This is a genomic window from Methanocaldococcus bathoardescens, from assembly GCF_000739065.1.
In the GTDB taxonomy this organism is placed as follows: domain Archaea; phylum AGJL01; class Methanococci; order Methanococcales; family Methanocaldococcaceae; genus Methanocaldococcus; species Methanocaldococcus bathoardescens.
In genome coordinates this window covers 730,888-755,749 of the sequence record NZ_CP009149.1, presented here as the reverse complement: position 1 = coordinate 755,749, position 24,862 = coordinate 730,888, and the positions used below count along the sequence as shown (strand labels likewise).

Below are 24,862 nucleotides of genomic sequence, written 5' to 3'. Positions count from 1 at the left end.
AGTTTCACCTTATCATTTCTTTTATTTTTTCAATAACTTTTTCTATTGCATTATTCAAAATTTTCTCTCCAAGTTTTTTATCCAATTTAATTCCAAATCTTTCAACAACTTCTGCCTCTTCATTTATGGCTTTATTATTTTTTCTCGCCTCTTTTAATCCAACCATGCCAACTTCAGGATATTTTTCAAAGTTGTTATGCTCTTTCAAAGTTTCTTCATCAGCTTTAGCTATGCCAATTACATAACCAACAGAAACTTCCTCTGTTGAAGCATGAGTGAATGTTATATTTATCATCTCTACCTTTACTCCAAACTCATATTCTAAATCTTTTAAAAAACTTTCAACTAAGACGTTTCCTCCATGACAATTAACTATCAAAAACTTCTCTACACCAATTTTCTTACCCTCATTTATCAAAAACCTCAAATAGCTATAAACATCCTCTGGTTTGTTGTGAATGCCATGTTTAACATACTCATATTCAGTTGATGGAATAACAACTCCCAAAAACTTAGCTCCAGTTAAAATAGATGCCTTTAAAGCAATGTATGAAGCTATTTTTATATCAGTGTCTATTGGCAAAACAGCTCCATGATTTTCTAAGAACGAACCAAGGGCTATAATTCCTACTTTATGGACTTTTTCATTCAATATATTACCTGATGATAATCTAAGTAGCATACTATCCCAGAAATATAAAATTTTAATATAAAAAAAGAAAAATTATTCTGCCTTATTTTTATTTTTTAAAGCTCTCTTTAACATCCTCCTATATTTTCCCCATCTATCCTCTAAAGAAAATTTTGGTGGTTTTGGAATTGCAGTTTTTTCTCCACACTTTGGGCAGATGTCTTTTAAAGTGTAAGTTCCACATTTCGGGCATTTTTTCATTCTCATCTTTATCCCTTACTTCTTACTCTCTTTGTAATAGCTTCCTTCTCCACCAAGTTTTTTGATTGTTTCTACGGCTTTCTCACAAACCTTCTTTAAAACCTCCTCTCCACTCTTGTAATCTGGAGCTATAACAACAACCCTATACTTTGGTGCCCCAATGTAGGTTATTTTAACTTCAACGTCCTCATAAGGGTTGGCTTTTAAAGCTGTTGTTAATGCCTTCTTTATCTGCTTAATGCCATCTGGAGCATAGGATTTCATCTCAATAACTCCTTCAACTTCAACATTTGTTAATTCAATGCTCTCTTTAGCAACCTCATACAAAACATTTTTCCATTCTTCACTAATATCTAAATCATCTAAAACCTCTTTTCCTTCAATAACCATTGTTTCAAAGGCATTGTATAACTCTCCAAACTCATCCTCCAATAAGTATCCAACCTCTTCCCATGCTTCTTCTAAGCTTTTACCTAATTTTTCAGCGGCTCTTTCAAGCATCTTTGAAGCTCTTTGGAACCTTTTCCATTCTTGGACTTTTGCTCTTTTTTGCTGTTCAGTAACCCTCTTTAAAGATAAATCAATATGTCCTTTTTTTTCATCTACTCTTAAAACTTTTGCAACAACCCTCTGCCCGACTTTAACGTGGTCTCTAATATTTTTAACCCATCCTGATGTAACCTCAGAGATATGAATCATTCCCTCTTTTCCTGGATATTCTAAGAGTTCTACAAATGCCCCATAAGGTTTGACATCCTTTACAGTCCCTATAACTATATCTCCTTCTTCAGGAAATTCCCTTCTCATAACAAACACCTCATAAAATTAGATTCTGTTTCTTTAAAATTAATTATAATGTAGTAATATAAAAAGATTGAATTGGTAAATTTGCTTTTTCATTATTTGAGTTTAAGAGATATATATTACTTAGGTTTATTTCCAAGTTTCCCTTACATATAAATTTTCATATTTATGAATTTAGATAATAAAATTTAGATTTTTAATTTCCTTAAAGTAATACCGAATTTATCGAAAGTATTATAAAGGTTAAGGAAAATAGTAGGGTTATGAAAAATGAGGTGAAGTTTATGAGTGAAGAAATAAAAGTTGTTGATATAAAAATATTCCCACACAGGTATTTGAAAGCAGAGACAACAGAAAAAGTGTTAAATGAGATTTATGATTTGGATGGGATTGTTAGAGTAATAGTTCATGGACAGCCTTTACCTAAGACAGTTCCATTTGGTCCTGCAAGAGGTTTGCCTGTAAATCACCAAGATAGAAAAGTTATTAAGGTTAAAGGCGAAGAGATGGAATTAAAAGTTAAAGTTGGGGAAATAATTATAACAGTTGAAGGGGAAAAACTTGAAAAAATTATGGATGGTATTGAAGAAATATGTAAGAGAAATTTCCCATTTGGATATGATATATACGTTGGGGCGTTCACTAAAATAAAGCCAACTGTAACTGATTATCTAAAATATGGGGATGTTAGCGGAATAGACCCAAGATTAATTGGTATGGTAGATACATCAGCAAGATTAAAGGATTCTGTAAAGATGATAAAATAAATAATTATAAAATAATTTTTTATTTTTTAAAATACCTTTAAATCAATGCCTTCAATGTAAACTCTTTTTCCCTCAACTTGAACTACTACTCCAGAATGAACCTTCTGCATCATACAATGTTTTGGGATGAATTTAACTGTCTTTCCCACTTCTGGAACTTTACCTTCTACAATTCCCTCAAATGCAACAACTATGGCTATACCAACATCTTTATACTCTATCTTTTCCTCATTTATTCTATGGCACGGCCCTACTACGTGGATTGTATATAACCCATGATATTCATCAATGATTTTAGCAAAGTGTGGAATTGGACAGCCCAAAGGTCTATACTTTATATAATCTCCAACTTTAAGCTCTTTTTTATCTATAATTAATAATGTCTCTCTACAAGAGCATTCATTTGGTAAGGGCTTTAATAAGAAATCTGCCTCATATCCATCAATAACTCCAATGTATTTTTCCTGTTTTTTAGCTGTTCCTTCAATTTTTAAAATCTCTTTTAATTTTTCATAATTCTCTTTAAATCTCTCTCTAAGCAAAAATGGGCAATCTTCTAATTTTACATCTTTATTTAACAACTCCTCGGCAAATAAATCACATCTCTTATAACCACAAGCTCCACAGTTGAATCCTGGAAGGTATTTGGTTATTTCATTTACATCGACCATTTTACTCCCCTTCATATCCCATGAATCCATCTATTCTTCTTAAAATTCCTCTGTGATACTTTTTACTAACTCTTGTCTCTCCAACACATAAAGTGCAAATGCATAATGGGGCATTATGCCTCAACTCTTCATTTTCTAAATCTTCAATATCTTTACTTTCAATGATTTCTTTGGCTATTTCAACACAACCCTGCCCTGTAAGTCCATTAACTTCATAAATTCTACAATCTGGGTTCATCTCTAAAACTCTTTCTCTAAAAACTTCTCTTTCAGCTTGAGAGATGATATCTCCTTTTGTAATAACTACAATATCTGCACTTGTTAAAAACGGCCCTACTTTTCTTGGTGTATTCGGCCCCGAAGTTGCATCAATGACACAAATTCCCAAGCTATTTTTTGTATAAGGGGCACATCTATGGCAGAGACCTGCGGTTTCTATAAGCAAAATATCTCCTTTATCCTTAGCCCAATCAACCATTTCTTCAAAGTTGTATATTGCAAAGTGGTCTGGACACATATCTTTGCTTAAACCAACTAATACGGGGATTCCTAATTTTTTGTATCTTACATCATCATCTGTATATAGACAATCAATTTTTACAACAACAGGGTTGTATCCTTCATTAATTAGAGTTTTTATTGTGTGAATGAGAACAGATGTCTTTCCAGCTCCAGGAGTTCCTGCAATTATAGCCACTTTCATCCTTTCACCACCAAACTTACATCTTCGTAAGTTAATCTCTCTCCTAATCTAATTTTTTCTCTTAGAGAGAGTAGCCAGTTATCAACCTCATTTATCTTTCTTGAAATTTCCTTCTCCTCTTCAGTAGTCTCTATAATCTTCTGCATTCCACCATTTCTCATCACTATTCTTCTATCAGTCATTAAAGCCAATACAGGGTCGTGGGTGATGACTAAAACAATCTTTCCATATCCAGCTAATAGCTCTAAAGCTTCATGCTTTTTGATTCCAGCATTTTCAATCTCATCTATTAAGACAATAGGGGAATCGCTTATTACAGCTACATCAGCAACCATTAAACTTCTTGACTGCCCTCCACTTAGAATTGTTAAGTTATAATCTTTCTTTATTGGCTCTCCTGTCAATTTATTTGCCAATTCTAAAACTTCATCAACTATATTTTCTCTATAAACCCCTCTACTCTTTGCATGCATTAAAATAAACTCTTCTACAGTCATATCAGCTAAAAAGTTCATATTTTGAGACAGTTGGGCTATTCTTCTCTTTTTTGGGTCTCTTCTCATCTCTATTGGTGGAACTTCTCCATTAACTAAAATTCTTCTTTTTGATATAGTATCTCCTTGAGCTAATTGCTCAATATCGCTAATTAAATTTGATTTACCACTTCCTGTTGGCCCAACAACGCCAACAATTTCTCCTCTTTTTATTGTAACTTCTCTCACTGGTTCTGGGTTGCCGTTCTTGTCATAACCACCAACAATCGTGATTTCTTTAATCTCCATGTTATCATCCTAAAGGAAAATTTTTTCTTATAAGAAAAATTGATGTATGTATTTGTACTATAAGGTTATCTGTAATTACTATTGGATAAACAATTTTATATAATTTTTGATTTTTTACAAAATATTATATAATTTATTAATTTAAATTAATAAATATAAATGGTAAAAAAGAATAAACTGCCCAAATAAAATTAATAAATTAATAAAAAAGTGTATCTACCCTTGGAAAACCGTGGCCTTCATAGAAGCCATAACGGCTACTCGGCACGGCCGCCTTGTGGGTAGAATGCCGAGGTGGTTTCATCCCCTGCGGAAGGTCGCCACCCGGGACATATATTAATTTAATAAATTCTAATATATATATTTTACCACAAACAATTTTTATTTCTCAAGCCAGCCAAAGTATTTTTCTATTATATACCATGCTCCTTGTGGGGGAATTAATCCAATTTCTGTTATTATGGCATCTATATATTTAGCTGGTGTTACATCAAATGCTGGATTTCTTATTTTTATGCCTTTATATTTCTCCTCAAATGTTGTAACTTCCTCTGGGTCTCTTTCCTCAATCTCTATCAACTCCCCAACTATAGTTTTTGGATGGAATTTATATGTCTCAGCGGCTGTTAAAAAAGGCACTCTACTCTCATTAGCTATTAAAGCAATTTGAGAAGTTCCTATTTTATTTACAAGACAGCCGTTTGCTGTTATAGCATCAGCTCCCACAACGACAATATCTATATCTTTTATAAAATATCTAACTGCAGAATCAACTATTAAAGTGACATCAATTCCATAATCATAGAGGGTTTTTGCCGTTATATATCCTTGATTTCTTGGTCTTGTTTCTGTGCAGAAAACTTTAATATCTTTTCCTTCATCATAGGCAGTTTTTATAACACTTATTGCAGCTTCAGAATTGCAGTGAGTTAAGATTGTATCTCCATCCTTTATTCTATTAGCTCCAAACTTTCCTATATTTTCAATGGCTTTTAGTGAAGAGTTAATGAATTCATCAGCTCTTTCTATGATTTTTTCTTTTGGATTTTCTTCATTTAATCCCTTTAATACATACTTTACAGCATTTGGTAGAGAAACGGCTGTAGGTCTTGCTGATATCAACAAATCTCCAGCTTCTTTCATTTTATTTTTGAATTCTTCTTCACTTAAATTACTGATTTTTAAAGCATATTCTTTTAATGCCTTAGCTGCAGCTCTTCCTATTCTCCCCGCCCCCCTAATCTCCATATTTTTAATTTTTTCATAAGTTTCTTTTATAATATCTATTTCACTCATTTTAAACACCAAAAAATTTATTATAAGATTTTTATTATCTTTTTTAACATATAAGTTTTGTGTAATTTTTAACTTAATTTCATCCCAATGTTTTTCAGAAAAATGACTTTTTTCAATTGTATGTCATCAAACATTAAATTTTTATTAAATTATCTCAATCCTTACCTTATTCTTTTTAGCTACTTCTTTCGCTTTACCTGTTAATTTTACATTCCTACCAATAACAAACATTGGCTTTGCCCTAATTTTATTTGATTTCTTTATATGTTTTTCAATAGTTGGTGAAGTAATAGTTTGTTTTCCACTTTTTACTTCAACAGCGTATTTATATCTCCCCCTCCTCACAATTAAATCATATTCTGCTTTTTTGTGTTGATTTAATTTTTTAATAACATTTCTACCTTCAATTCTATAGCCTCTCTTTTTTAATTCATTTGCAACTCTCCCTTCTTTTTTGCTTCCTTTTCTTTTTGGCATTTTATCCCGTATTACTTAATTATAATACCTTTATTCTTTTTACCGTCATTTGAAGGTAGTTTTAGTATTTTTAGGCAAATTATGATTTAATTTTTTAATTAATTTTATGTCTCTTTTACTATATAAAATAAATTTTTAGGATTTTATAATTCATTGTAACATCTCATTAACAAAACAGCATCCTCTTCTAATAAAGGACTTTCACATATAACAGTTCCAGAGGCATTAAAATCCTTTAAAGCTTTTAAAACATCTTTGTAGTTAAACTTAGATTCTTTTAATGGTAGATGCCTCCTTTCCCCTCCCTTTCCATATTCTATTCCAGATAAATGTATGTGCATGTCTTTTATTCCATTTTTTCCTAAAACATCCTCAACCTTTTCAAGAATTTTATAAAAAGAGTTGTAATCATTTATAACTCCTCTACTTCTTGCGTAGATGTGAGAAAAATCAATACATGGCAAAATATCCAATTCAAAACAAAGTTTTAATGTCTCATCAATATCTCCAAATTGAGATGGCTTTCCAGTAGTTTCAGGCCTTAACATAACATTTAAATTTAAACTCTCTAATTTATCCAAAATCCTCTGAATATTTGACTTTATTCTGTTATAAGTTACTTCCTTACTTCTTTTCAAATAATATCCGGGATGAAAAACTAAATTTTTTCCACAATTATTCAAAACCTTAGCAGTTTTAATTATTCTTCTAATGCTATTTTCTATCTTTTCTTCCTCATTTGCATTAAGATTTATGTAGTGGGAGGCATGGGCAGAAAAAATAATATCTTTCCCATATTCTTTCAGCTTTTTGGCATAATCTTCTTTCATATAAACTCCTCTAACAAATTCCAGTTCCATAGCTCCTAAATTTAACTTTCTTAAAACATCAACACCTTTAAATTCATCTTCTGCAGATATTGGAACTCCAGCAGTGCCAAATATTAGCATATATCTCTTCCTCATACAAACTATCCTTTTATTTTATTTTTATACTGTCTTTATATAGTTTTTTGCAAAATATTTTTGAATGAATAAGGTTTTATGAACGCCTTCCCAAAGAAGGCGTTCAACTTTCCTTTTTAATTTTAATAACTTTTGCAAAAAACTATAAATCTTTATCTTCTGTTAATCTATTCTAATTAACATAAAAGATAAATAATAACCACATCTAATTAATAGAAGGTTTATTGGAGGTGAAAATATGAATGGTAAAATTTACCTTTTTGTTTCTTTAATGCTCATCTTTGGAGTTTTATGCGGTTGTTTAAATGAAAACAAACACACCTCTACTAAAAAACCGTTTGAAGGAAAGACAATAACTGTTTTGTGTGGAGCTGGATTAATGAAGCCGATGAATGAACTCATACAGAACTTTGAAAATAAAACAGGGGCTAAAGTAGAAGTTCATTATGGAGGTAGTGCAGAATTGTTTGGAATTTTAACAACTACAGGAGGAGATGTCTTCATTCCAGGAGCATACAAATACACAGAGGATGCTATGAAAAAGGGATTTATCCTTAACGATACAGTCAAAAACATAACTTATCACATCCCAGTTATTGCAGTTCCAAAAGGAAATCCAAAAAATATAAAAGATTTGGAAGATTTAGCAAAACCAGGAGTTAGGGTAGTTATAGGAGACCCTAACGCATGTGCAATTGGAAAGGTAGCTAAGAAGATTTTAGAAAAAAATCATCTATGGGAAAATGTTAGCAAAAATATTGTTGTTAAAACACCAACAGTTAATCAACTTCTTATCTATATAGCAACAAATCAAGCAGATGCATCAATTATATGGGAAGATATGGTTACTTGGGCAGAAGGTAAAGGAAAAATTGAAGTTATTAAAATTCCAAAAGAAAAAAACATTATAAAAACAATTCCAACGGCCGTAACAATTTATGCTGAAAAAGACAACAACCTTGAAGTTGCTAAGGCATTTAATGATTATATTTCAAGTGATGAAGCAAAAGAAATTTGGAAAAAGTGGGGTTTCATCCCATGTAACCAATAAATTGTTTTAAGGTGATGTTAGTGAAGCATATTAATTTCAGAGGTTTTTGCATCTTATTATCATTTTTATTTACTTTTTTATTATTTTTAGCGATTGCATCATTATTTCTAATTCCAAATCCTTCAGAAGTGATAAGTTCATTAAAAACAGAAGAAATGATGTATTCTTTAAAGCTATCAATTATAACCTCTTCAATTTCAACATTTCTTGTTATAATGTTATCAATACCAATTGGATATGCTTTATCAAGATATCAATTTCTAGGAAAGAGTGTTATAAAGTCAATTCTTGATTTACCAATGGCATTTCCAGAGTTAGTTTTGGGTTTAGCATTGCTTTTGTTATTTGGACAGTCATTTATTGGAAAATCATTAGAAGATATTGGAATTAAAATTGTTTTTACGAAGTTAGGGATTATTGTTGCCCAATTCTTCACAGCTTTGCCTTATGCTGTTAGAGTTATTTACTCAGCCTATGAAGAAATAAATCCGAGATATGAGCTTGTCTCAAGGTCTTTGGGTTATAATGAATTGGAGACATTTTTTAATGTTACCTTACCATTGGCAAAGAATGGATTGTTTGCTTCAACAATAATCACATTTGCAAGATGTATGGGTGCTTTTGGAGCTGTGCTAATCCTTGCAGGTGGCTCATATATGAATACAGAAATTCTGCCAATAACACTCTATCTAAACATCTCTTATGGAAATCTTGGAATGGCAATTACAAGTGGAATACTGCTTATAGTAATCTCGTTTATTGCTATATTGGTATTTGAGAAATTTGAGAGTTACAAAAGGTGAATATAATGAGTTTTTTAAAGATAGAAGATTTAAGTATTGATTTAGGTGAATTCAAACTTGTTGATGTTAATTTAAAAGTGAAAAAAGGAGATTATTTAACAATTATAGGTCCTACTGGAAGCGGTAAATCTATACTATTAGAGACGATTGCTGGGTTTCACAAACCAGAAAAAGGAAAAATTTTTCTTGAAGGAGAAGATATAACTGATTTACCTCCAGAAAAAAGGAATATGAGTATAGTTTATCAAGATTACGTTCTCTTTCCTCACAAAACAGTATTTGACAATATTGCTTACGGATTAAAGAAAAAAATTAAGGATAAAGAGAAAATTACAGAAGAGATAACTCAAATTGCTGAAGTATTGGATATAGCCCATTTATTGCATAGAAAGCCAGACACTTTGAGTGGGGGAGAACAACAAAGAACTGCGTTGGCAAGGGCTTTAGTTGTTAAACCAAAACTATTATTAATGGATGAGCCATTCAGTGCTTTGGATGTAAAAACAAAAGAAAATTTAAGAAAGTTAGTTAAAAAAGCTATAAATGAGTATGAAACAACCGTCTTACATGTAACTCATGATTTTGATGATGTTTGGGGTTTGGCAAATAGGATTGTAGTTATGAAAAATGGAAGAATTCTACAAGAGGGAAGTGTTAATGATGTATTTTACAAACCTTCTATAAATTTCGTTGCTGATTTTGTTGGAACTAATGTCTTAGAAGGAGAGATTTTAGGCAAAGAAAATGGATTAACAAAAGTAAAAGTTGGGAATTGCATTTTATTAAGTGTTGATGATGGAAAAGGTAAAGTGAGATTATCTATAAGACCTGAGGATATAATTATCTCAAAAAATCCGATAGAAACCTCTACAAGGAATGAATTTAAATGTAAAGTTAAAGAAATTAAAAAAATGGGTAATTTAATGTATTTAATTTTAGATATGGATGGAATTAAGTTAAGATGTATTTTAACACCAAACGCATTATACAGTTTAGATATAAAAGAGGGAGATGGTGTTTATGCAATTATAAAAGCAACTAATGTAAGAATTATTGGTTAATCTTATTCTTTTTAAAGTTTTATTTTTCTTTCTCTTCTTCTTTATCAATTGGTTCAGGTGGGACTCTTGCAACTGTTATATAGCCAGTCCATAGGGGAAACCCCTATTGGGATACCCATAACACCTCCGCCTACGGCGGAGGTGTAAATTTGTTTATTCTTCCTTCTCTTCTTCATTTTCATTAATTGGTTCAGGTGGAACTCTCGCAACTGTTATATATCCAGTATGCCCAATCATCCTTGTTGATGGTCTAACACCTTTCTCAGAAATCTCAATTTCCCTCTCAATAATTTCATAAGTGTGTATATCCCAAAACCCCTCCTCTTTAAGCTTCTCTACAGTTTTTTTAACCTGCTCTATGTATGGAAGATAAGTAACTATCCTTCCTCTTTTTTTATTCAATGCCTTTTTTGCATTCTCTACAACATTCCATGGGTCAGGTAAATCTAAAACAATTACATCAACATCTTTCTCATCTATCTTCTCCCTAACATCACCAATTTTTTGGATAACATTGAAAAGCCCATCTTCAACCTCAATTTCATCTTCATCATCAAACTCTTCATCCAATCCAATAATCTTCTGCCCTTTTCTAATAGCTCCTACTCTCAACAAATTCTTTCTTGCAACTTTGGCAAATTCTGGTCTTATATCATAGGTTATAACTTTCCCTGTTTTACCAACAGCATTTGATAAATACATAGTTAAAGCTCCTGAACCAGTTCCAGCTTCAACTACTGTCTCTCCCTCTCTAATTCCAGCTCTTGCTATAATAAACCCAATATCTTTTGGTAATAAAGTAGTTACTGTTCTCTTCATTCTCTTTAAGATATCAAACATTGTTGGCTCAACCAAATAGAATGTATGCCCTTTATGGGATTTCAATATTGTTCCTTCCTCAACATCTTTCATATCTACAATTCCCAAATCTGTTCCAAACTTCTCAACGTTCTTTTTTAATAAATACCTCTTCCCTCTCTCGTCCACTAATAATTTATAAGCAAACATAATATCACTCTATTATTAGTTTTGTTTGTTTTAATTTGCTCAAAACTCTTTGACATGTTTTCCAGTGGATTCTTGCAATATCAGGAAGTTTTTTATGCTTTTTAAAGTAATCTTCGAGAAATTTTATAGTTTTTGGGTCTGATGGATAACCACTTCCTATCTCTCCATAAATTTTTTTGTAGTTATCTATTATCTCATCCCTCTCTGCCTTTGCAATAATGGATGATGCTGAAACAATAGGATACTTAGCATCTGCCTTATGTTCAGCTATAATTTTAACATTTAAATTTCTTTCTTTAATTATGTCTCTTATCCTTTCTTTAAAGCTATCTTCAAATTTTTTAGTATTTGTGCTACATGCATCCAAATAAACCTCAACCTCTTCATCTTTTATATCTAATTTTTCTATTAAATTTTTAGCAACTTCAGAGAAGGCGTTAATTTCAATCTCGTTTAAGTTGATAGAGTTCATTAACTCATTTATTTTCTTTGCCTCTAAAATTAATTTCTCTACATATCCTAAATCTTCAAGTAACTTTTTTAAATAAGCTCTTTTATTTTTAGTTAGCTCCTTACTATCTCTAACTCCCAATTTTTTTAATTCATCTTCTTTATCTTTTTCAATAGCATAAGCACAAACAACCATTGGGCCTAAAACAGGCCCTCTGCCAGCTTCATCAATACCAATAATTATCATAATTGCACCTCAAGTAGGAAGCATATTTCTGCCCATAGGTTTATCTCTATATAATAATTTCTACTTAGTTTAAGCAGTAAGCATTTTATATGCTTTTTTAAAAAAATTACTAATACCATAAAAACTTAGTTAGGTGAAATAAATGATTTCAAAAGATGAGATTTTAGAGATTTTTGATAAATACAACAAAGATGAAATAACAATAGCAACCTTAGGAAGCCATACATCTTTACACATTTTAAAAGGGGCGAAGTTAGAGGGCTTTTCTACTGTATGTATAACAATGAAGGGAAGAGATGTTCCATACAAGAGATTTAAAGTTGCTGATAAATTTATATATGTTGATAACTTTTCTGACATAAAAAATGAAGAGATTCAGGAAAAGTTGAGAGAGTTAAATGCTATAGTTGTTCCACATGGCTCTTTTATAGCTTACTGTGGTTTAGACAATGTGGAAAATAATTTTTTAGTCCCAATGTTTGGGAATAGAAGGATATTAAGATGGGAATCAGAGAGAAGCTTAGAAGGAAAATTATTGAGAGAGGCAGGAATAAGAGTTCCTAAGAAGTATGAAAGTCCAGAAGATATTGATGGGACAGTTATAGTTAAATTCCCAGGGGCAAGAGGTGGAAGAGGTTATTTCGTAGCTTCATCAACAGAAGAATTTTACAAAAAGGCAGAGGATTTAAAAAAGAGAGGAATATTAACTGATGAAGACATAGTCAACGCACACATAGAAGAGTATGTTGTTGGAACTAACTTCTGTATCCATTATTTCTACTCTCCACTAAAAGATGAAGTTGAGTTATTAGGAATGGATAAGAGATATGAAAGTAATATAGATGGTTTAGTTAGAATTCCAGCAAAAGACCAATTAGAGATGGATATAAACCCAAGCTATGTTATTACAGGAAATATTCCAGTTGTTATTAGAGAGAGTTTATTGCCACAAGTCTTTGAGATGGGAGATAAGTTAGTTGCTAAGGCTAAAGAGCTTGTCCCTCCAGGAATGATTGGGCCTTTCTGCTTACAGAGCTTGTGTAATGAGAATCTTGAGTTGGTAGTGTTTGAAATGAGTGCAAGAGTTGATGGTGGAACAAACAGCTTTATGAATGGTAGTCCATACTCTTTCTTATACAATGGTGAGCCATTGAGTATGGGGCAGAGAATAGCAAGAGAGATAAAAATGGCTTTACAGTTAGATATGATTGATAAGATTATTTCATAAATTTCTTAACAATCTTTTTTTGTTTTAGGTTGTTGAGTATTTAATTTTAAAAATTGTAGAAACTTTTTTAAAAGAATTAAACAAATAAACAAAAATTAAAGAACAAACTATAAAATTTTGGTGATATTTATGGATAAAAAATCTAAATTAATAGAACTACTTAAAGATGTTGGATGCATAAAATTCGGGGAATTTATTTTAGCTTCTGGTAAAAAGAGCAACTACTATATAGATATAAAGAAAGCTACAACAAACCCAGAGATTTTAAAGTTAGTTGGAGAGATGATTGCTGAGCAAATAAAAGATGAAGATGTAAAAGTTGCTGGTGTTGAGCTCGGCTCTGTCCCTATAGCAACTGCTGTTTCAATTATAGCACAAAAGCCATTATTAATTGTTAGAAAAAAACCAAAAGATTATGGAACTAAAAATAAAATAGAAGGGGAATTAAAAGAAGGGGATAAGGTAGTTATTGTAGAGGATGTTACAACAACTGGGGGAAGTGTGTTGAAAGCAGTTAATGAGATTAGGGAAAATGGTGGAATTGTTGATAGAGTTTTTGTTGTTGTTGATAGGTTAGAAGGGGCTAAGGAAAACTTACAAAAAGAGAATGTTGAACTAATCCCATTAGTTACAGTTAAAGAATTACAATGAAACTTTTAGAAAAAGTTTCATCAAAACTCGTCTATTAAGTTGGGGCTTTCAGCCCCAATTAATGTCCAATCTAAATTTACAATCCACTCAGTAAATCCAAAAACTTCTTAGTTTTCTCTTTTTTAACTTTACCAAACTTCTCTAACTTGCTGATATCTACATTTTTATCCTTTAAAATTTCTTTTATTGGTTCTATTAAAGCAATTTTTTTCAATAAATCTTCAATATCTTTTTTGTTAAAGTTGAATTTCTCCACAGTTTTCCAATCATGAATTAAGTATAAAGCAACTCCTCCAATATTCTTTAAAGGAATCTGATATTTTGGAAGCTCTTCTTCTAATTTAAATTTTAAATCTAAGACATTTATGCAATCAACTCCCTCAACTTTCATCCAAGATAAAAATCCTTTCTGTGGAGTTATCATGATAGATGGGAATAAATTACTTCTTGCTCTTTCATCTGGAGTTTTATAGAGATAAAATTTAAACACATCCTCAGAGAATTTTTTTATTAAAATATCTTTTGATATTTCCTTAGATAACTCATTTTTAATTTTAATGGCTTTTTTTAATAGTTCAATTGGTTCTCCATCTTTATATAATCCCTCTTTTTCCAAAATCTCTTTAAGTTCAAGCTCTTTCAATTTTCTTTCTTCCATACACCTAACATCCAATATTCCTCCACTTATATCTGCTTCTTCTCTAAATAATAAGCAGAGCTCTAAATATTTATTGAGGTATTTTTTCTCTTCTTCATTAAGCAACTTATCAATCTTTTCATTTATGGCTCTTTCAATTTCATCTTTGTAAGCATTTAGATAGCCAATAGCTAAAACCCTTCTAACATACTGGTCATCAATAATTTTATTCTTTGAGAAATTTCTTTTTATTGATGTAATTATTGCATTTCCAAACTTCTCTTTAATATATTTCTCATAATTTTTATCTTCAACTTTAACTCTCTTAAATTCTCTCTTTCCCTTATCAATTACTATGAGTGAGACCGTATATGAGGTTAAAATTCCTCTACCTTTCGGTTCTAAGATGTCTAAAAATTCTTTGTAGGTTGTGACTAAATATGGCGGGAATTCAAACATTATCTTTTTGTATGAACCATCTAATGGTAGGTTTGGTGGTAAATTTATATTACCAATATCTTCAGTTAAGTGAGCTAAAGCAATTTTATGAGCAACTAAGGCATGTCTAACTCTCTCTAATATCCCTTTCTTTTCACTGGCTATCCTTCTTAGATATGTGCTGTAACTTGCTATTTCTTGTAATCCCTCACTATCATAGCTACCTTTTAACTTTCCAACGTTCTTGTATGGGGAATCAAATTCTAAAAACTCCATTTTTGATTTCAAATCTTGCAAAATCTCTAAATTTTTTTCTAAGGTTGATATAATATTAGATAATTCAGTTTTATCGATAGTTTTATTTTTTATCTTATCGACTATCTCTTTTAATTTGTTGTTAATCCCATTTAAAGAATCCAAAAATTCATTGGCATTTTTTATTAAATTACTTGTATTTTCCATAATCCCTCAACTCAATGATTTCTCCATTTCTTGGATTAACATACTTTGGAATAGAGATGTTCTGTAAATTCCCACTAATAATATCTTTAAATAAATCGATTATATGAGAATATTTCCTCTCAGTATATGCAAATAACTTACAATCCTTAATAAAAACTTTATCATATTTCTTTAAAAATCTCTCAACCCTATCATTTTTAAATATTTGTGGCCCTTCTCTCAGAGCAATTCTTGGCAATTCATGCACTAAAAATTCCCAATATAGATAACAATAATTATCATCGGCAAAACACTTACTATCTAAAATTACAAATTCATGTTTTGTGATAGCTTTATTTATACTTTTTTGAAGCTTTTCCATTTGTGGATAAATGATGTCATCAACTACATCTTCTCTTGGAATTCTCAATATTAATCTATACCCATGCTCTCTATTTTCCAAAATCTCTTCCATTTTTTTAGCATAATCTCTAAAAAACTCAATAGATGGATTTTTTAAAAATTCTCTTGAGTAAAATATGAATTTGCAAAAATTCTCTTTGCTTAATGGGGAGGCAACATTCCTATTTAAATCTACTGGGTCATAAACAATAAATGGTTCATCAAATTTCTTAAGATTTTTAACATCCACATCTTTATAAATTTCAAAAATATCCTTTAAAATTATTCTCTTCCCAATTTTCCAATTCTGAGCATCTTTTAGAAGGTTTATAAATGAACCATAATGTAAAATCAACAACTCACATAAATAGCCAGAGAATCCTTTAGTTTTAACATCTGAACCATACAGTCCCAAACTTTTCAAAAATGCTTTTAACAACCTAACTTCATCACACAGCTTTTCATTTAATCTATCCTTTAGAAATTTATGATGCAGAGGAGTTCTATCAACTGCAGAAATAATTTTTTCCCCAAAATCTATCTTATAGCATGGAACTATATCTACTTCATAATCACCAACTTTACCATTAACATAAGGATGAGAAGCGTAGTTTATTTTATAAGAGCCATTCAATCTTTTTATTGCCTCTGTCCCTATTTTTAGTCCAATTTCTTCTAATTCATCTTCAGAAGTTGATTTATCAAACAATACAAAAATATCTATGTCATAATCATTTTTTAAATTTGTATTTCTTGCTGAAGAACCAACTAACAAAACTTCTAAAACTGGATAATTATTTTCTTTAACTATTTCCCAGATTTTATTAATAATTTCATTTGCTTTAGATTTTAATTTTTCTATTTCATTTTTTGATGGCTTTATTTCTTTTAAAACTTCTTCCAATATTTTTTCTATCAAAATAATCACCAAATTAAACCTTTTGTTATAATAATATGGACATTAATTGGGGCTGAAAGCCCCAACTTATAACCAATTATCAAAGGAAATATTATTTGTTAAAATGAACTTAGAAGCCTCAAAGGGGCTTCTATAAGTGCCATATTAATTTTAAAACTTTGATAATTGGTTAAATGGACGAGTTTTGATGAAACCGAAGCGTTAGCTTCGGGCTACAAAACCGCTAAGGTTTTGTTTAATGGAAAGTTCTGCTTTCCAGCTACAAAATCTGAAAGATTTTGTTTAACCGAAGCGAAGCTTCGGGCAATGAAAACTTTTAAAAGTTTTCATCTAACTTTTTCTAAAAGTTTCAATTAAACTTTTAATGATACTAAAATCCCAATTATTCCAAAAAATATTCCAATAACCCACAAAACTGCAACCAACTGATACTCTTTCATTGGTTTATATTTCAATATCAACCTTGGTAAAGAAAGATAACCTCCAATGTAATATAGCTTTCCATCATCTTTAATAACCGTTGGTTTATGCTCATCTCTACTCATAACTCCAGCACTTAAATATTTTAGAGCGGCATCTATCACATAAGGCAACATTATAATCAAAAATGGAACGTATTCTTTGTATATAACTGCCAAAACAGCTAAAAACGCTCCTATTGGTAAAGTTCCTACATCTCCAGGAAATACTTTTGCTGGATATTTGTTAAAGATTAATAACCCAAAATAAGAAGCAGAAAATATTAAAGCTAATAGAAATCCAACTGTGCAATTATCCAAAAATAAAACTACTGCCAATGAAATAGAAGCTATAACCCCTATCCCAATTTCTAATCCATTAAATCCAGCTAACATATTTGTTAAATTTGAGAAAACCATAATACCCAAAGCAATAAACAAAATTCCAATTAAATCAACATAATAATTGTTGTAGAACAAAACTCCTATAATCAAACCAGAAATAAATAACAATATTAATTTTTCTTTTGGTGAGAGCTTAGCTATATCATCAACAATTCCTATAATTCCGGCAACAATTACTGGCAAAACAAAAATTGGATTTATAAATGGAATAAATAAAACATTAGAAAACAATACTGCTAAACCTCCCATCTCTGGAACTTTAACTTTCTCTTTTTTATTGCAAATCATAGCCAAATTTATGATTAATCATTTTTTTCATTAAAAAATAACACAATACTGCTGAGAATATAAAACTTGTAGGTATTAAAATAAAATATAGCATTATCATCCCCCATTAAATCTTATAAAATAAAATTTAAAATTATTAGAAATCAAAAGGTTTTAATAAAAATAGAAAAAAGTTTAATTTATAAGTTTTTTTGTTTTTACTCTGCATTTTCACTGCTTTTTTCATTTTCATTTTTTTCATTTTCTTCTTTTTTTACACTTTTTTCAAGTTTTGCTAATGCAATTCTTGCCCCTTCTTCAATTTCATCTGAAAATATGCTCCCAATGTTTATTAAAACTACTACAGCCCAGATAACTAATATTATCAAAACTATTCCTGCAACAACTGGAGTGATTCCAGCCATTATTGGTAGGAAGAACAGATATGCAATTATTGCAACTATCAAATAAGCTAAACCTCTTAATCCTCTTCTGTATTTTTTTAATTTTTCATCATTTACTCTATTTCCAGCTAACTTTGATGCAATTATATCAGCTACACCATCCATCAACTCTCCAAAGTCCTTTGTAATTTTTAAAAGAACTATAACCAATGCAATACCTATAATAGCAGATATTATTGGCTTTAATGCAGTTAGTCCAAATAAATTTGGATTTCCAAGCATGTCTGCTAAAGGTATAAATATCAAAACACCAAATATCCATATCAATCCAGCAATAACTAAGTTAATTATAATTTGAGGAATGTTCTCTTTCAGTTTTAAAATCCCTTCTTTAAATGTTTTTTCTGCAATATCCATATTTTCCCCCACACTGTTTTTTTATATATTTTTGAGTTACTATATCTTATAGTTGTTTTACAACTTATATATAGATTTCTGAAAGATTTCTTAATTGGTTAGCTAAGCTCACAATCTTTTTAGCTCTCTCAATATCAATCTCATTATTAACATCTCCTTCTTTCTTTATCCATGTTCCAATTATAAAACCATCTGCATAATCCCAAAGTTTTTTTAAATTATCATAAGTTGTTCCAGAGCCGACAATAACAGGAACATCAACCAATTCTTTAGCTAATTTTAGTTTTTCAATATCTACCTCTGCTCCGGTTCTCTTACCACTAACAACTACAGCATCAGCTAAACCTCTCTCAACAGTATCTACTAATGAGCTTTCAAAATCCATGAAATGATATGCATGCTTTACATGAACATCTGCAAAAACCTTTATTTTACTTGGAAGTAACTTCCTTAACTTAGCCAATTCATGAGCTTTACCTTCAATAATCCCTTGGTCTGTAAATGCTACTCCAGAAAGAACGTTAACTCTAATAAAATCTGCTTTAACGACATGGGCAATTGAATAAGCCCCAATAGCATCATTTCTCAAAACATTTATTCCTAATGGAAGAGATATTTCTTCCTTTATAGCTTTGGCTATTACAGTCATTGAAGCTATAGTTATCTTATTAACCTCTTTTTTAAATGGGGCATCTCCAAAATTCTCAATCATTACAGCATCAAAATTTGCATCTTCAAGCTTTTTAGCTTCTTTTACTGCGAAATCTACAATGCTATCAAAATCTTCATTATAATGATAAGAGCCAGGCAATGGCTTTAAATGAACCATTCCAATTAAAGGTTTTTTCTCAAACATAATATCACTTTCTTTCTAATCTTCTTTTAATGGCTATAAATAAACTACCAAGTAGAATTAATGAGATAATTCTTATAAGCCATTCATAGCTTGCTAATGTTTTTAACTCATCACATGCATGATTCTTGTTAATATTCATTTTTAATTGGAAAAATGCTCTTAGTGTTTGTTCAAGTAATTCATTATAGTGTAAAATTATGTTTTTTAATGGTTCTGGTGCGAGATTGTAAATATATAAACCTATTGAATCAATAAAATGTTTTAAATATTCTGAACTAATAATTGGTAATAAAATAGGAAATACAAACAACACTAAAATTAGTGATATTGCAATAGGTTTTGTTATTGATTCTCCATAGTCAGATATTGCCCCATAAAACTTAATAATCCATTTTCCAGATAATAAGAGAATATATTTTGCTAAATTCTTTGTCTCATCATTAATTATGTGTTGTTTTATTTTATCTAAGATTGAATCAACAAATTTGAGTTTTGATAGTAAGTTATCTAATTTTTGCACTATTCTTGAGTTTTGTTTTATTTGCTCTATCTCTTTATCAAATCCTTCCTTTAACAATGCCATTTCATAGATAAATAACTCCGATGCTTCAACATAAGTTCTATTATTTTCAATGGAGATTCTTAGGTTTCTGTATTCTGCGAGGACTGATTTATAATCTAAATCGTCTTTTAGGATTTTACATGCTTCTTTATATATTCCTTCAGCATTTTCTTTCAATTTTAAAAGTTTATGGCTTAAAATTTCTTCTTTTTCTTCATCACATAATATTAATGCCTCTCTCATATCTGTTAATAAAAATGATGTTTTTGATAACGGAAAGTTTTCTATTATCACTTCCTTATGTCCAAAAGCACATTTATAAAATACTGCAAAACCGTTATTATCTTTTTTACTCTTAAAGTGAGAAATATATTCAAAAATACATTCTGAAAAAATTAATAACTTAAAAGAAATTTCCTCAAATTTTGTTATTTTTTTAAATATTAAATTTTTAAATTCTAATTTCTCACCATTAAATTCTGTTTCTACAAATAATACGTCGTTTTCAAAAATACATCCTAAAAATTTAACATTTTCAAATATTGAATTATTAAAAAAAGTTTCTTTCTCAAATATTAATCTACTAAATTCAGTTTTTTTAAATATTGCATTACTAAAATCAACTCTTCCTTTAAATGTCAAATTACCAAAAATAGACATGTTTTCAAATGTTGATTTCATAAATACAACATCCTTTTCGAATGTTGAATTACTAAAAACAATACCATTTTTAAATATTGTTTTAATTATTTCAATATTTCTACTTATATAGTATAATATGAAATTTCCTTTAAATTCAACATTATCAATACATATATGTATATCTATGTTTATTTCTACAATCGTGCCTTTATCATCATCTCGTTTAGTAATTAATTCCTTCAGCCTATTTTTATCATTTTTATCTTTAATTTTTTCTTTAATCCTTTCATAAATATTCAAAATATTAATATCTCCTTCAACAATACAATTTTCTAACCAAAAATCTCTCCTATTCTTTAAAGCATCAATAAACATATCATAAAAATCTCCAATAACTTCTCCAGTTTTTTTATCAATAACTTTAACTTTGATTTTACTTTCTTCCACAACCCCACCTACTCAACAATCTTTCTCTTCAACATGTCCAAAAACTCATTAATTCTCTTTTTTGAGTAGCCATATTTTTTAGCAACTTTATAAATCATCTTCTCCCCACCACTTCCATATTGAGCGGCTTTTTTTGGCCTATAAGCAATATAATCTGGTAGATATTTAGAAGCAACATCTCTTAAAATCTTCTTTCTGAGTTCAGATATTTTGTAATCAACAGGAATTGATAATGCTATCCCAACAACTTCCTCATCTAAGAAAGGAACTCTCAACTCTATACCGTTAGCCATTGTGCAGTGGTCATCCCTCTCTAAATTTACTTTATATAGGTTATTTACATCTTTTAATAGTTCTTTTTTTAGCCCTTCCTCTCCTTTTTCTTTATAAATCCTTTCATGCCTTGCATATCCACCAAACAACTCATCAGCCCCTTGTCCAGATAGAACAACCTTTAATCCATCTTTATTAGCCATTTCAGAAGCAACGTATATAGGAATTCCAACACCTATTTTCATCAAATCAACTTCATCTATTGCTTTAGCTACATTAAAAACATACTTCTCATATTCATCTTCTGAAATAATCTTCTTCCTTAGCTTCAAATTTAAATCCTTAGCTAATCTCTCAGCATAGATTAAATCTTCACTATTTTCAGTTCCAACAGCATATAAAATAACTTCACAGTATTGAGAGGCTAATTTTGCAATCAATGAGCTATCAACTCCACCAGAACAGATAATTCCTACTTTATCTAATCCTCTAACTCTCTTTAACACCGCTTTTTTTAATGCTTTGTCTAAATATTCCTTAGCTTCTTCATAACTTCTTTCTTTCATATAATTTAGCTCTATCTTTTTAAAGTTTTCAATAATATCAAACTTATTATCATCCAAATAATAAATTAGCTGTGAATTTGGTTTTAATGTTTTAATTTTGCTATTTAATTTATCCAAATCTTTTTCACATCCATCAATATTTATTAACAAATGCCATAATGCCTTTCTTTCAGAAGCAAATGCAAAATAATTACCCGTATCTATATAAAACAATGGCTTAACTCCAAATACATCCCTTGCTAACAACACAATATTTTTTGATTTATCATATATGGCAAATGCATAATCTCCATCCAACTCTTCCAACATTCCTTCTTCATATAGATGGACTATAACTTCATTATCACTATCTGTTCTAAATTCATGATATTCCTTTAAGTATTCCATTAATTCAATGTAGTTGTAGATTTCTCCATTACAAACCAACCATATATCTTCGTCTTCATTAGGTATTGGTTGAACACCATATCTTCCAACTATTGCTAACCTGTTGTGGGCTAAGCTTAAATTTCCAATCATCTCATCTTCTAAATCCTCAACATCTTCAAAATCCTCAAAGTAAATTACTTCATCATCCAATAATAGCCCAGAATTATCTCTCCCCCTATGCTTTAAAATTTTCATCATATCTATTGCATATTTTGCAGGAATTTGACTTTCTTTAACTATTATCCCACTTATTGAGCACATATCTCTCACATTTTTAAATATGAGTTGGTTTAATAGGACTTTTGCAGAAATAAATAATTTATTGAATATAACAGGTTGAATGCACTTCAAATATTTATTAAGGCAATTTTGAAGCCATCGGCTTCAACTATTCAATAATATTAAATTTATTCTGCATTCAACCTGTTAATGATGCCTTAAGCATTCAATTTCCAAAGTTAATATATAAAATGCGAAAGTCCTATTTAATTAATTTCAGCTTTACAATTACATTAAATAAACTTATTATAAATAATCAATCTATAGAGAGGTTTTAAAATGGATGCCTTAGTTATGGCTGGTGGTAAAGGGACGAGAATGGGAAATGTGGAAAAGCCAATAGTTAAGGTTTGTGATAAATGCATTATAGATTATGTTCTTTCTCCCTTATTAAAATCAAAGGTAAAAAATATATTTGTTGCTGTATCCCCTAACACTCCAAAAACAAAAGAATATGTAATATCAACTTATAAGAGTTATAAAAATATTTCAGTTATAGATACTTCTGGTAATGGCTATATCAATGATTTAAATGAATGCATTGAATATTTTTCAGAGCCATTTTTAGTCGTTAGCTCTGATTTGATTAACTTAACATCGAAAATTATTAATAGTATAGTTGATTACTACTACTTTATTAAATCTAAAAATCCAGATGTTGAGGCATTAGCTGTTATGATTCCTAAAGAGAAATATCCTAATCCATCAATCGAGTTTAATGGCTTAGTTCCTGTAGGGATAAACGTTTTATCACCAAAGCATGGATATCAAAAAGAAGAGATTATGGTTATTGAGGAGTTGATATTTAATGTTAATACTAAAGATGATTTAAAACTTGCTAAAATGCTCTTGAATGGAAGGAAATAACTCATATCTATAGGAAGATAACATTAAAAATTTGTTAAAGTAGGGCTGCTTATGTTTTTTCATTTAACTTTTTCTAAAAGTCTCGAGGGGATAAAATGGAAAAAATGCCTGCTAAGTTGTTATTTGAAAGAAATGTAATAGGAAATATGGGTAGTGTAATAGGCAGAGTTAAGGACATTATTTTCGATGAAAAAGTAGGAAAATTGGTTTCTTTAGAGATTGAGCCTGTTGAAAATAGTCCAGTGATGGTAGAAGAAGGGAAAAATGTTTTAATACCTTATAAAATTGTAGTGGCTGTTAAAGATGTTGTTGTAATAGATGAAAAATGCTTAAATAAAATAAGTATAAGGCCTTCAACTCATTAAAACATTAATTTATAATTAAAAAACTATTTTTTGGTGTTAAATATGGAATTTACAAAGATGCACGCTCTTGGGAATGATTACATAATTATAAATGAGTTTGATGGAGAGAAAGTTAAAGAAGAGGAAAAAGCAGAGTTTTCAAGAAAAATTTGCAGAAGAGGTTTTTCAGTTGGGGCTGATGGTGTCATCTTTATACAAAAACCTACATCTGATGAGTATGATGTGAGATTTAGAATCTTTAACAGTGATGGTTCTGAGGCAGAGATGTGTGGTAATGGAATTAGATGCTTCTCAAAATACGTTTATGAGAGAATAATGAAAAAAAATCCATTGAGAGTAGAGACTAAAGGGGGTTTAAGAGTTTCTGAAATGGAAATAGAAGGGGATGAAGTAAAGAAAATTAAAGTCTATATGGGAGTTCCAAAGTTTAAATTAAAAGATATACCAATGGTTGTTGATGGTTATAAAGAGGATGATGAGTTTTTAAATGGAGAGCTAAAATTAAAAAATCCTTATTTACCTAAGGTTAAGTTGAGTGTAGTTAATGTAGGAAATCCACATGCAGTTATATTTGTTGAAGATAATGGTATTGATTTAGATTTTGTTAGAGAACACTTAGATGTTATTGGAAAAGAAATAGAGCACCATGAAGCATTCCCAGAGAGAATTAATGTGCATTTTGTAAAAGTTTTGAATCCTAATGAAATTAGGATTGTTACCTGGGAAAGAGGAGCTGGATACACAACCGCATGCGGAACTGGAACAACTGCCTCTGTAATTATAGCCCACAAACTTGGTAAAACAAGTAATAGGGTTTTAGCTCACTTAGATGGTGGAGATTTAGAGATTGAAATTAAAGATGATGACATCTATATGATTGGAGATGCAGTAATGGTTTATGATGCAAAACTACTAAATATTGGATGGTAAAT

The 24,862-nt window shown here is 30.1% G+C and carries 26 protein-coding genes and 1 pseudogene; 9 read left to right on the top strand and 18 right to left on the bottom strand.

The features are described from left to right. Positions 1 to 4: 4 nt before the first annotated feature. Genes arfB through JH146_RS03805 form a run of 3 tightly spaced genes read right to left on the bottom strand, consistent with a single transcriptional unit; the run spans position 5 to position 1,699 of the window. Entirely contained in the window at positions 5 to 682 is a 678-nt protein-coding gene (arfB, locus tag JH146_RS03815; RefSeq protein ID WP_048201762.1) for a 2-amino-5-formylamino-6-ribosylaminopyrimidin-4(3H)-one 5'-monophosphate deformylase, read from the bottom strand. A gap of 42 nt (positions 683 to 724) precedes the next feature. Further along, positions 725 to 898 (bottom strand): RNA-protein complex protein Nop10, encoded by a 174-nt coding sequence (locus JH146_RS03810; RefSeq protein ID WP_048201761.1) that lies wholly within the window; start codon positions 896 to 898, stop codon positions 725 to 727. 9 nt (positions 899 to 907) lie between these two features. Further along, positions 908 to 1,699, bottom strand: coding sequence for a translation initiation factor IF-2 subunit alpha (locus JH146_RS03805; protein WP_048201760.1), 792 nt, complete (start codon positions 1,697 to 1,699; stop codon positions 908 to 910). A 281-nt stretch (positions 1,700 to 1,980) separates the two neighbouring features. On the opposite strand from JH146_RS03805, the gene mcrD reads away from it, so the two are divergent. Beyond that, the gene (gene mcrD / locus JH146_RS03800; RefSeq protein ID WP_048201759.1) at positions 1,981 to 2,463 is read left to right on the top strand and encodes a methyl-coenzyme M reductase operon protein D; all 483 of its coding nucleotides are present in this window, start codon (positions 1,981 to 1,983) and stop codon (positions 2,461 to 2,463) included. Positions 2,464 to 2,489: 26 nt separating this feature from the next. Here mcrD and JH146_RS03795 read toward each other — a convergent pair whose 3' ends face one another. The 6 genes from JH146_RS03795 to JH146_RS03770 all read right to left on the bottom strand — a co-directional run bounded on the left by JH146_RS03795 (position 2,490) and on the right by JH146_RS03770 (position 7,342). Then, the gene (locus tag JH146_RS03795; RefSeq protein WP_048201758.1) at positions 2,490 to 3,134 is read right to left on the bottom strand and encodes a (Fe-S)-binding protein; all 645 of its coding nucleotides are present in this window, start codon (positions 3,132 to 3,134) and stop codon (positions 2,490 to 2,492) included. A gap of 1 nt (position 3,135) precedes the next feature. Next, on the bottom strand, positions 3,136 to 3,837 hold the full coding sequence (locus JH146_RS03790; protein WP_048201757.1) for a GTP-binding protein: 702 nt from the start codon (positions 3,835 to 3,837) through the stop codon (positions 3,136 to 3,138). After that, a complete protein-coding gene (locus JH146_RS03785) occupies positions 3,834 to 4,619 on the bottom strand; it encodes an ATP-binding cassette domain-containing protein (protein WP_048201756.1) in 786 nt (261 codons plus the stop codon). Before JH146_RS03785 ends, JH146_RS03790 begins: the two co-directional genes overlap by 4 nt. 381 nt (positions 4,620 to 5,000) lie before the next feature. Beyond that, complete coding sequence (locus JH146_RS03780; RefSeq protein ID WP_048202617.1) at positions 5,001 to 5,906, bottom strand: ribose 1,5-bisphosphate isomerase; 906 nt, start codon at positions 5,904 to 5,906, stop codon at positions 5,001 to 5,003. A gap of 153 nt (positions 5,907 to 6,059) precedes the next feature. After that, positions 6,060 to 6,392, bottom strand: coding sequence for a restriction endonuclease (locus JH146_RS03775; protein ID WP_048201755.1), 333 nt, complete (start codon positions 6,390 to 6,392; stop codon positions 6,060 to 6,062). A 143-nt stretch (positions 6,393 to 6,535) separates the two neighbouring features. Further along, positions 6,536 to 7,342 carry a deoxyribonuclease IV gene (locus JH146_RS03770; RefSeq protein ID WP_048202616.1) on the bottom strand — a complete coding sequence of 269 codons (807 nt, stop codon included), beginning with the start codon at positions 7,340 to 7,342 and terminating at the stop codon, positions 6,536 to 6,538. A 253-nt stretch (positions 7,343 to 7,595) separates the two neighbouring features. Between JH146_RS03770 and modA the strand changes: the two genes are divergently transcribed. Genes modA through JH146_RS03755 form a run of 3 tightly spaced genes read left to right on the top strand, consistent with a single transcriptional unit; the run spans position 7,596 to position 10,272 of the window. Next, a complete protein-coding gene (gene modA, locus JH146_RS03765; protein WP_048201754.1) occupies positions 7,596 to 8,408 on the top strand; it encodes a molybdate ABC transporter substrate-binding protein in 813 nt (270 codons plus the stop codon). Positions 8,409 to 8,422: 14 nt separating this feature from the next. Further along, positions 8,423 to 9,211: an ABC transporter permease gene (locus JH146_RS03760; RefSeq protein WP_394296458.1), complete on the top strand. Its 789-nt coding sequence runs from the start codon at positions 8,423 to 8,425 to the stop codon at positions 9,209 to 9,211. A gap of 5 nt (positions 9,212 to 9,216) precedes the next feature. Beyond that, a complete protein-coding gene (locus JH146_RS03755) occupies positions 9,217 to 10,272 on the top strand; it encodes an ATP-binding cassette domain-containing protein (protein ID WP_048201752.1) in 1,056 nt (351 codons plus the stop codon). Between the two features lie 153 nt (positions 10,273 to 10,425). Here JH146_RS03755 and JH146_RS03750 read toward each other — a convergent pair whose 3' ends face one another. Then, complete coding sequence (locus JH146_RS03750) at positions 10,426 to 11,280, bottom strand: tRNA (adenine-N1)-methyltransferase (RefSeq protein ID WP_048201751.1); 855 nt, start codon at positions 11,278 to 11,280, stop codon at positions 10,426 to 10,428. A gap of 4 nt (positions 11,281 to 11,284) precedes the next feature. Beyond that, positions 11,285 to 11,977, bottom strand: coding sequence for a ribonuclease HII (rnhB, locus tag JH146_RS03745; RefSeq protein WP_048201750.1), 693 nt, complete (start codon positions 11,975 to 11,977; stop codon positions 11,285 to 11,287). A 142-nt stretch (positions 11,978 to 12,119) separates the two neighbouring features. Here rnhB and JH146_RS03740 point away from each other — a divergent pair, with 142 nt between their 5' ends. Continuing rightward, positions 12,120 to 13,205, top strand: coding sequence for a formate--phosphoribosylaminoimidazolecarboxamide ligase (locus tag JH146_RS03740; RefSeq protein WP_048201749.1), 1,086 nt, complete (start codon positions 12,120 to 12,122; stop codon positions 13,203 to 13,205). A gap of 129 nt (positions 13,206 to 13,334) precedes the next feature. After that, on the top strand, positions 13,335 to 13,856 hold the full coding sequence (gene pyrE / locus JH146_RS03735; RefSeq protein WP_048201748.1) for an orotate phosphoribosyltransferase: 522 nt from the start codon (positions 13,335 to 13,337) through the stop codon (positions 13,854 to 13,856). Positions 13,857 to 13,932: 76 nt separating this feature from the next. Here pyrE and JH146_RS03730 read toward each other — a convergent pair whose 3' ends face one another. From JH146_RS03730 to asnB, 7 genes and pseudogenes are all read right to left on the bottom strand, one after another. Continuing rightward, positions 13,933 to 15,393: a DUF530 family protein gene (locus tag JH146_RS03730; RefSeq protein WP_048201747.1), complete on the bottom strand. Its 1,461-nt coding sequence runs from the start codon at positions 15,391 to 15,393 to the stop codon at positions 13,933 to 13,935. Continuing rightward, positions 15,377 to 16,702 (bottom strand): CCA tRNA nucleotidyltransferase, encoded by a 1,326-nt coding sequence (gene cca, locus JH146_RS03725; protein WP_236953686.1) that lies wholly within the window; start codon positions 16,700 to 16,702, stop codon positions 15,377 to 15,379. The genes JH146_RS03730 and cca overlap by 17 nt, the downstream gene beginning before the upstream one ends. Before the next feature lie 344 nt (positions 16,703 to 17,046). Beyond that, a pseudogene (locus tag JH146_RS03720) lies at positions 17,047 to 17,938 on the bottom strand (MraY family glycosyltransferase). Between the two features lie 103 nt (positions 17,939 to 18,041). Beyond that, the gene (locus tag JH146_RS03715) at positions 18,042 to 18,644 is read right to left on the bottom strand and encodes a hypothetical protein (RefSeq protein ID WP_048201746.1); all 603 of its coding nucleotides are present in this window, start codon (positions 18,642 to 18,644) and stop codon (positions 18,042 to 18,044) included. Positions 18,645 to 18,708: 64 nt separating this feature from the next. Beyond that, positions 18,709 to 19,500 (bottom strand): BtpA/SgcQ family protein, encoded by a 792-nt coding sequence (locus JH146_RS03710; RefSeq protein ID WP_081874461.1) that lies wholly within the window; start codon positions 19,498 to 19,500, stop codon positions 18,709 to 18,711. Positions 19,501 to 19,504: 4 nt separating this feature from the next. Further along, positions 19,505 to 21,151: a pentapeptide repeat-containing protein gene (locus tag JH146_RS03705; RefSeq protein WP_052352074.1), complete on the bottom strand. Its 1,647-nt coding sequence runs from the start codon at positions 21,149 to 21,151 to the stop codon at positions 19,505 to 19,507. An 8-nt stretch (positions 21,152 to 21,159) separates the two neighbouring features. Then, on the bottom strand, positions 21,160 to 22,680 hold the full coding sequence (asnB, locus tag JH146_RS03700; RefSeq protein ID WP_048201744.1) for an asparagine synthase (glutamine-hydrolyzing): 1,521 nt from the start codon (positions 22,678 to 22,680) through the stop codon (positions 21,160 to 21,162). 297 nt (positions 22,681 to 22,977) lie between these two features. Between asnB and cobY the strand changes: the two genes are divergently transcribed. The 3 genes from cobY to dapF all read left to right on the top strand — a co-directional run bounded on the left by cobY (position 22,978) and on the right by dapF (position 24,860). Then, complete coding sequence (gene cobY / locus JH146_RS03695) at positions 22,978 to 23,565, top strand: adenosylcobinamide-phosphate guanylyltransferase (RefSeq protein WP_048201743.1); 588 nt, start codon at positions 22,978 to 22,980, stop codon at positions 23,563 to 23,565. A gap of 95 nt (positions 23,566 to 23,660) precedes the next feature. Further along, positions 23,661 to 23,930 (top strand): PRC-barrel domain-containing protein, encoded by a 270-nt coding sequence (locus JH146_RS03690; RefSeq protein ID WP_048201742.1) that lies wholly within the window; start codon positions 23,661 to 23,663, stop codon positions 23,928 to 23,930. 42 nt (positions 23,931 to 23,972) lie between these two features. Next, positions 23,973 to 24,860, top strand: a complete 888-nt coding sequence (gene dapF, locus JH146_RS03685; protein ID WP_048201741.1) for a diaminopimelate epimerase — start codon at positions 23,973 to 23,975, stop codon at positions 24,858 to 24,860. The last annotated feature ends 2 nt before the right edge of the window (positions 24,861 to 24,862 follow it).

Excerpts from the sequence above, each read along its gene's own strand:
- arfB (WP_048201762.1), bottom strand. The coding sequence starts at position 682 with ATGCTACTTAGATTATCATCAGGTAATATATTGAATGAAAAAGTCCAT.
- JH146_RS03810 (WP_048201761.1), bottom strand. The coding sequence starts at position 898 with ATGAGAATGAAAAAATGCCCGAAATGTGGAACTTACACTTTAAAAGAC.
- JH146_RS03805 (WP_048201760.1), bottom strand. The coding sequence starts at position 1,699 with ATGAGAAGGGAATTTCCTGAAGAAGGAGATATAGTTATAGGGACTGTA.
- mcrD (WP_048201759.1), top strand. The coding sequence starts at position 1,981 with ATGAGTGAAGAAATAAAAGTTGTTGATATAAAAATATTCCCACACAGG.
- JH146_RS03795 (WP_048201758.1), bottom strand. The coding sequence starts at position 3,134 with ATGGTCGATGTAAATGAAATAACCAAATACCTTCCAGGATTCAACTGT.
- JH146_RS03790 (WP_048201757.1), bottom strand. The coding sequence starts at position 3,837 with ATGAAAGTGGCTATAATTGCAGGAACTCCTGGAGCTGGAAAGACATCT.
- JH146_RS03785 (WP_048201756.1), bottom strand. The coding sequence starts at position 4,619 with ATGGAGATTAAAGAAATCACGATTGTTGGTGGTTATGACAAGAACGGC.
- JH146_RS03775 (WP_048201755.1), bottom strand. The coding sequence starts at position 6,392 with ATGCCAAAAAGAAAAGGAAGCAAAAAAGAAGGGAGAGTTGCAAATGAA.
- JH146_RS03770 (WP_048202616.1), bottom strand. The coding sequence starts at position 7,342 with ATGCTAATATTTGGCACTGCTGGAGTTCCAATATCTGCAGAAGATGAA.
- modA (WP_048201754.1), top strand. The coding sequence starts at position 7,596 with ATGAATGGTAAAATTTACCTTTTTGTTTCTTTAATGCTCATCTTTGGA.
- JH146_RS03760 (WP_394296458.1), top strand. The coding sequence starts at position 8,423 with ATGTTAGTGAAGCATATTAATTTCAGAGGTTTTTGCATCTTATTATCA.
- JH146_RS03755 (WP_048201752.1), top strand. The coding sequence starts at position 9,217 with ATGAGTTTTTTAAAGATAGAAGATTTAAGTATTGATTTAGGTGAATTC.
- JH146_RS03750 (WP_048201751.1), bottom strand. The coding sequence starts at position 11,280 with ATGTTTGCTTATAAATTATTAGTGGACGAGAGAGGGAAGAGGTATTTA.
- rnhB (WP_048201750.1), bottom strand. The coding sequence starts at position 11,977 with ATGATAATTATTGGTATTGATGAAGCTGGCAGAGGGCCTGTTTTAGGC.
- JH146_RS03740 (WP_048201749.1), top strand. The coding sequence starts at position 12,120 with ATGATTTCAAAAGATGAGATTTTAGAGATTTTTGATAAATACAACAAA.
- pyrE (WP_048201748.1), top strand. The coding sequence starts at position 13,335 with ATGGATAAAAAATCTAAATTAATAGAACTACTTAAAGATGTTGGATGC.
- JH146_RS03730 (WP_048201747.1), bottom strand. The coding sequence starts at position 15,393 with ATGGAAAATACAAGTAATTTAATAAAAAATGCCAATGAATTTTTGGAT.
- JH146_RS03715 (WP_048201746.1), bottom strand. The coding sequence starts at position 18,644 with ATGGATATTGCAGAAAAAACATTTAAAGAAGGGATTTTAAAACTGAAA.
- JH146_RS03710 (WP_081874461.1), bottom strand. The coding sequence starts at position 19,500 with ATGTTTGAGAAAAAACCTTTAATTGGAATGGTTCATTTAAAGCCATTG.
- asnB (WP_048201744.1), bottom strand. The coding sequence starts at position 22,680 with ATGTGCTCAATAAGTGGGATAATAGTTAAAGAAAGTCAAATTCCTGCA.
- cobY (WP_048201743.1), top strand. The coding sequence starts at position 22,978 with ATGGATGCCTTAGTTATGGCTGGTGGTAAAGGGACGAGAATGGGAAAT.
- JH146_RS03690 (WP_048201742.1), top strand. The coding sequence starts at position 23,661 with ATGGAAAAAATGCCTGCTAAGTTGTTATTTGAAAGAAATGTAATAGGA.
- dapF (WP_048201741.1), top strand. The coding sequence starts at position 23,973 with ATGGAATTTACAAAGATGCACGCTCTTGGGAATGATTACATAATTATA.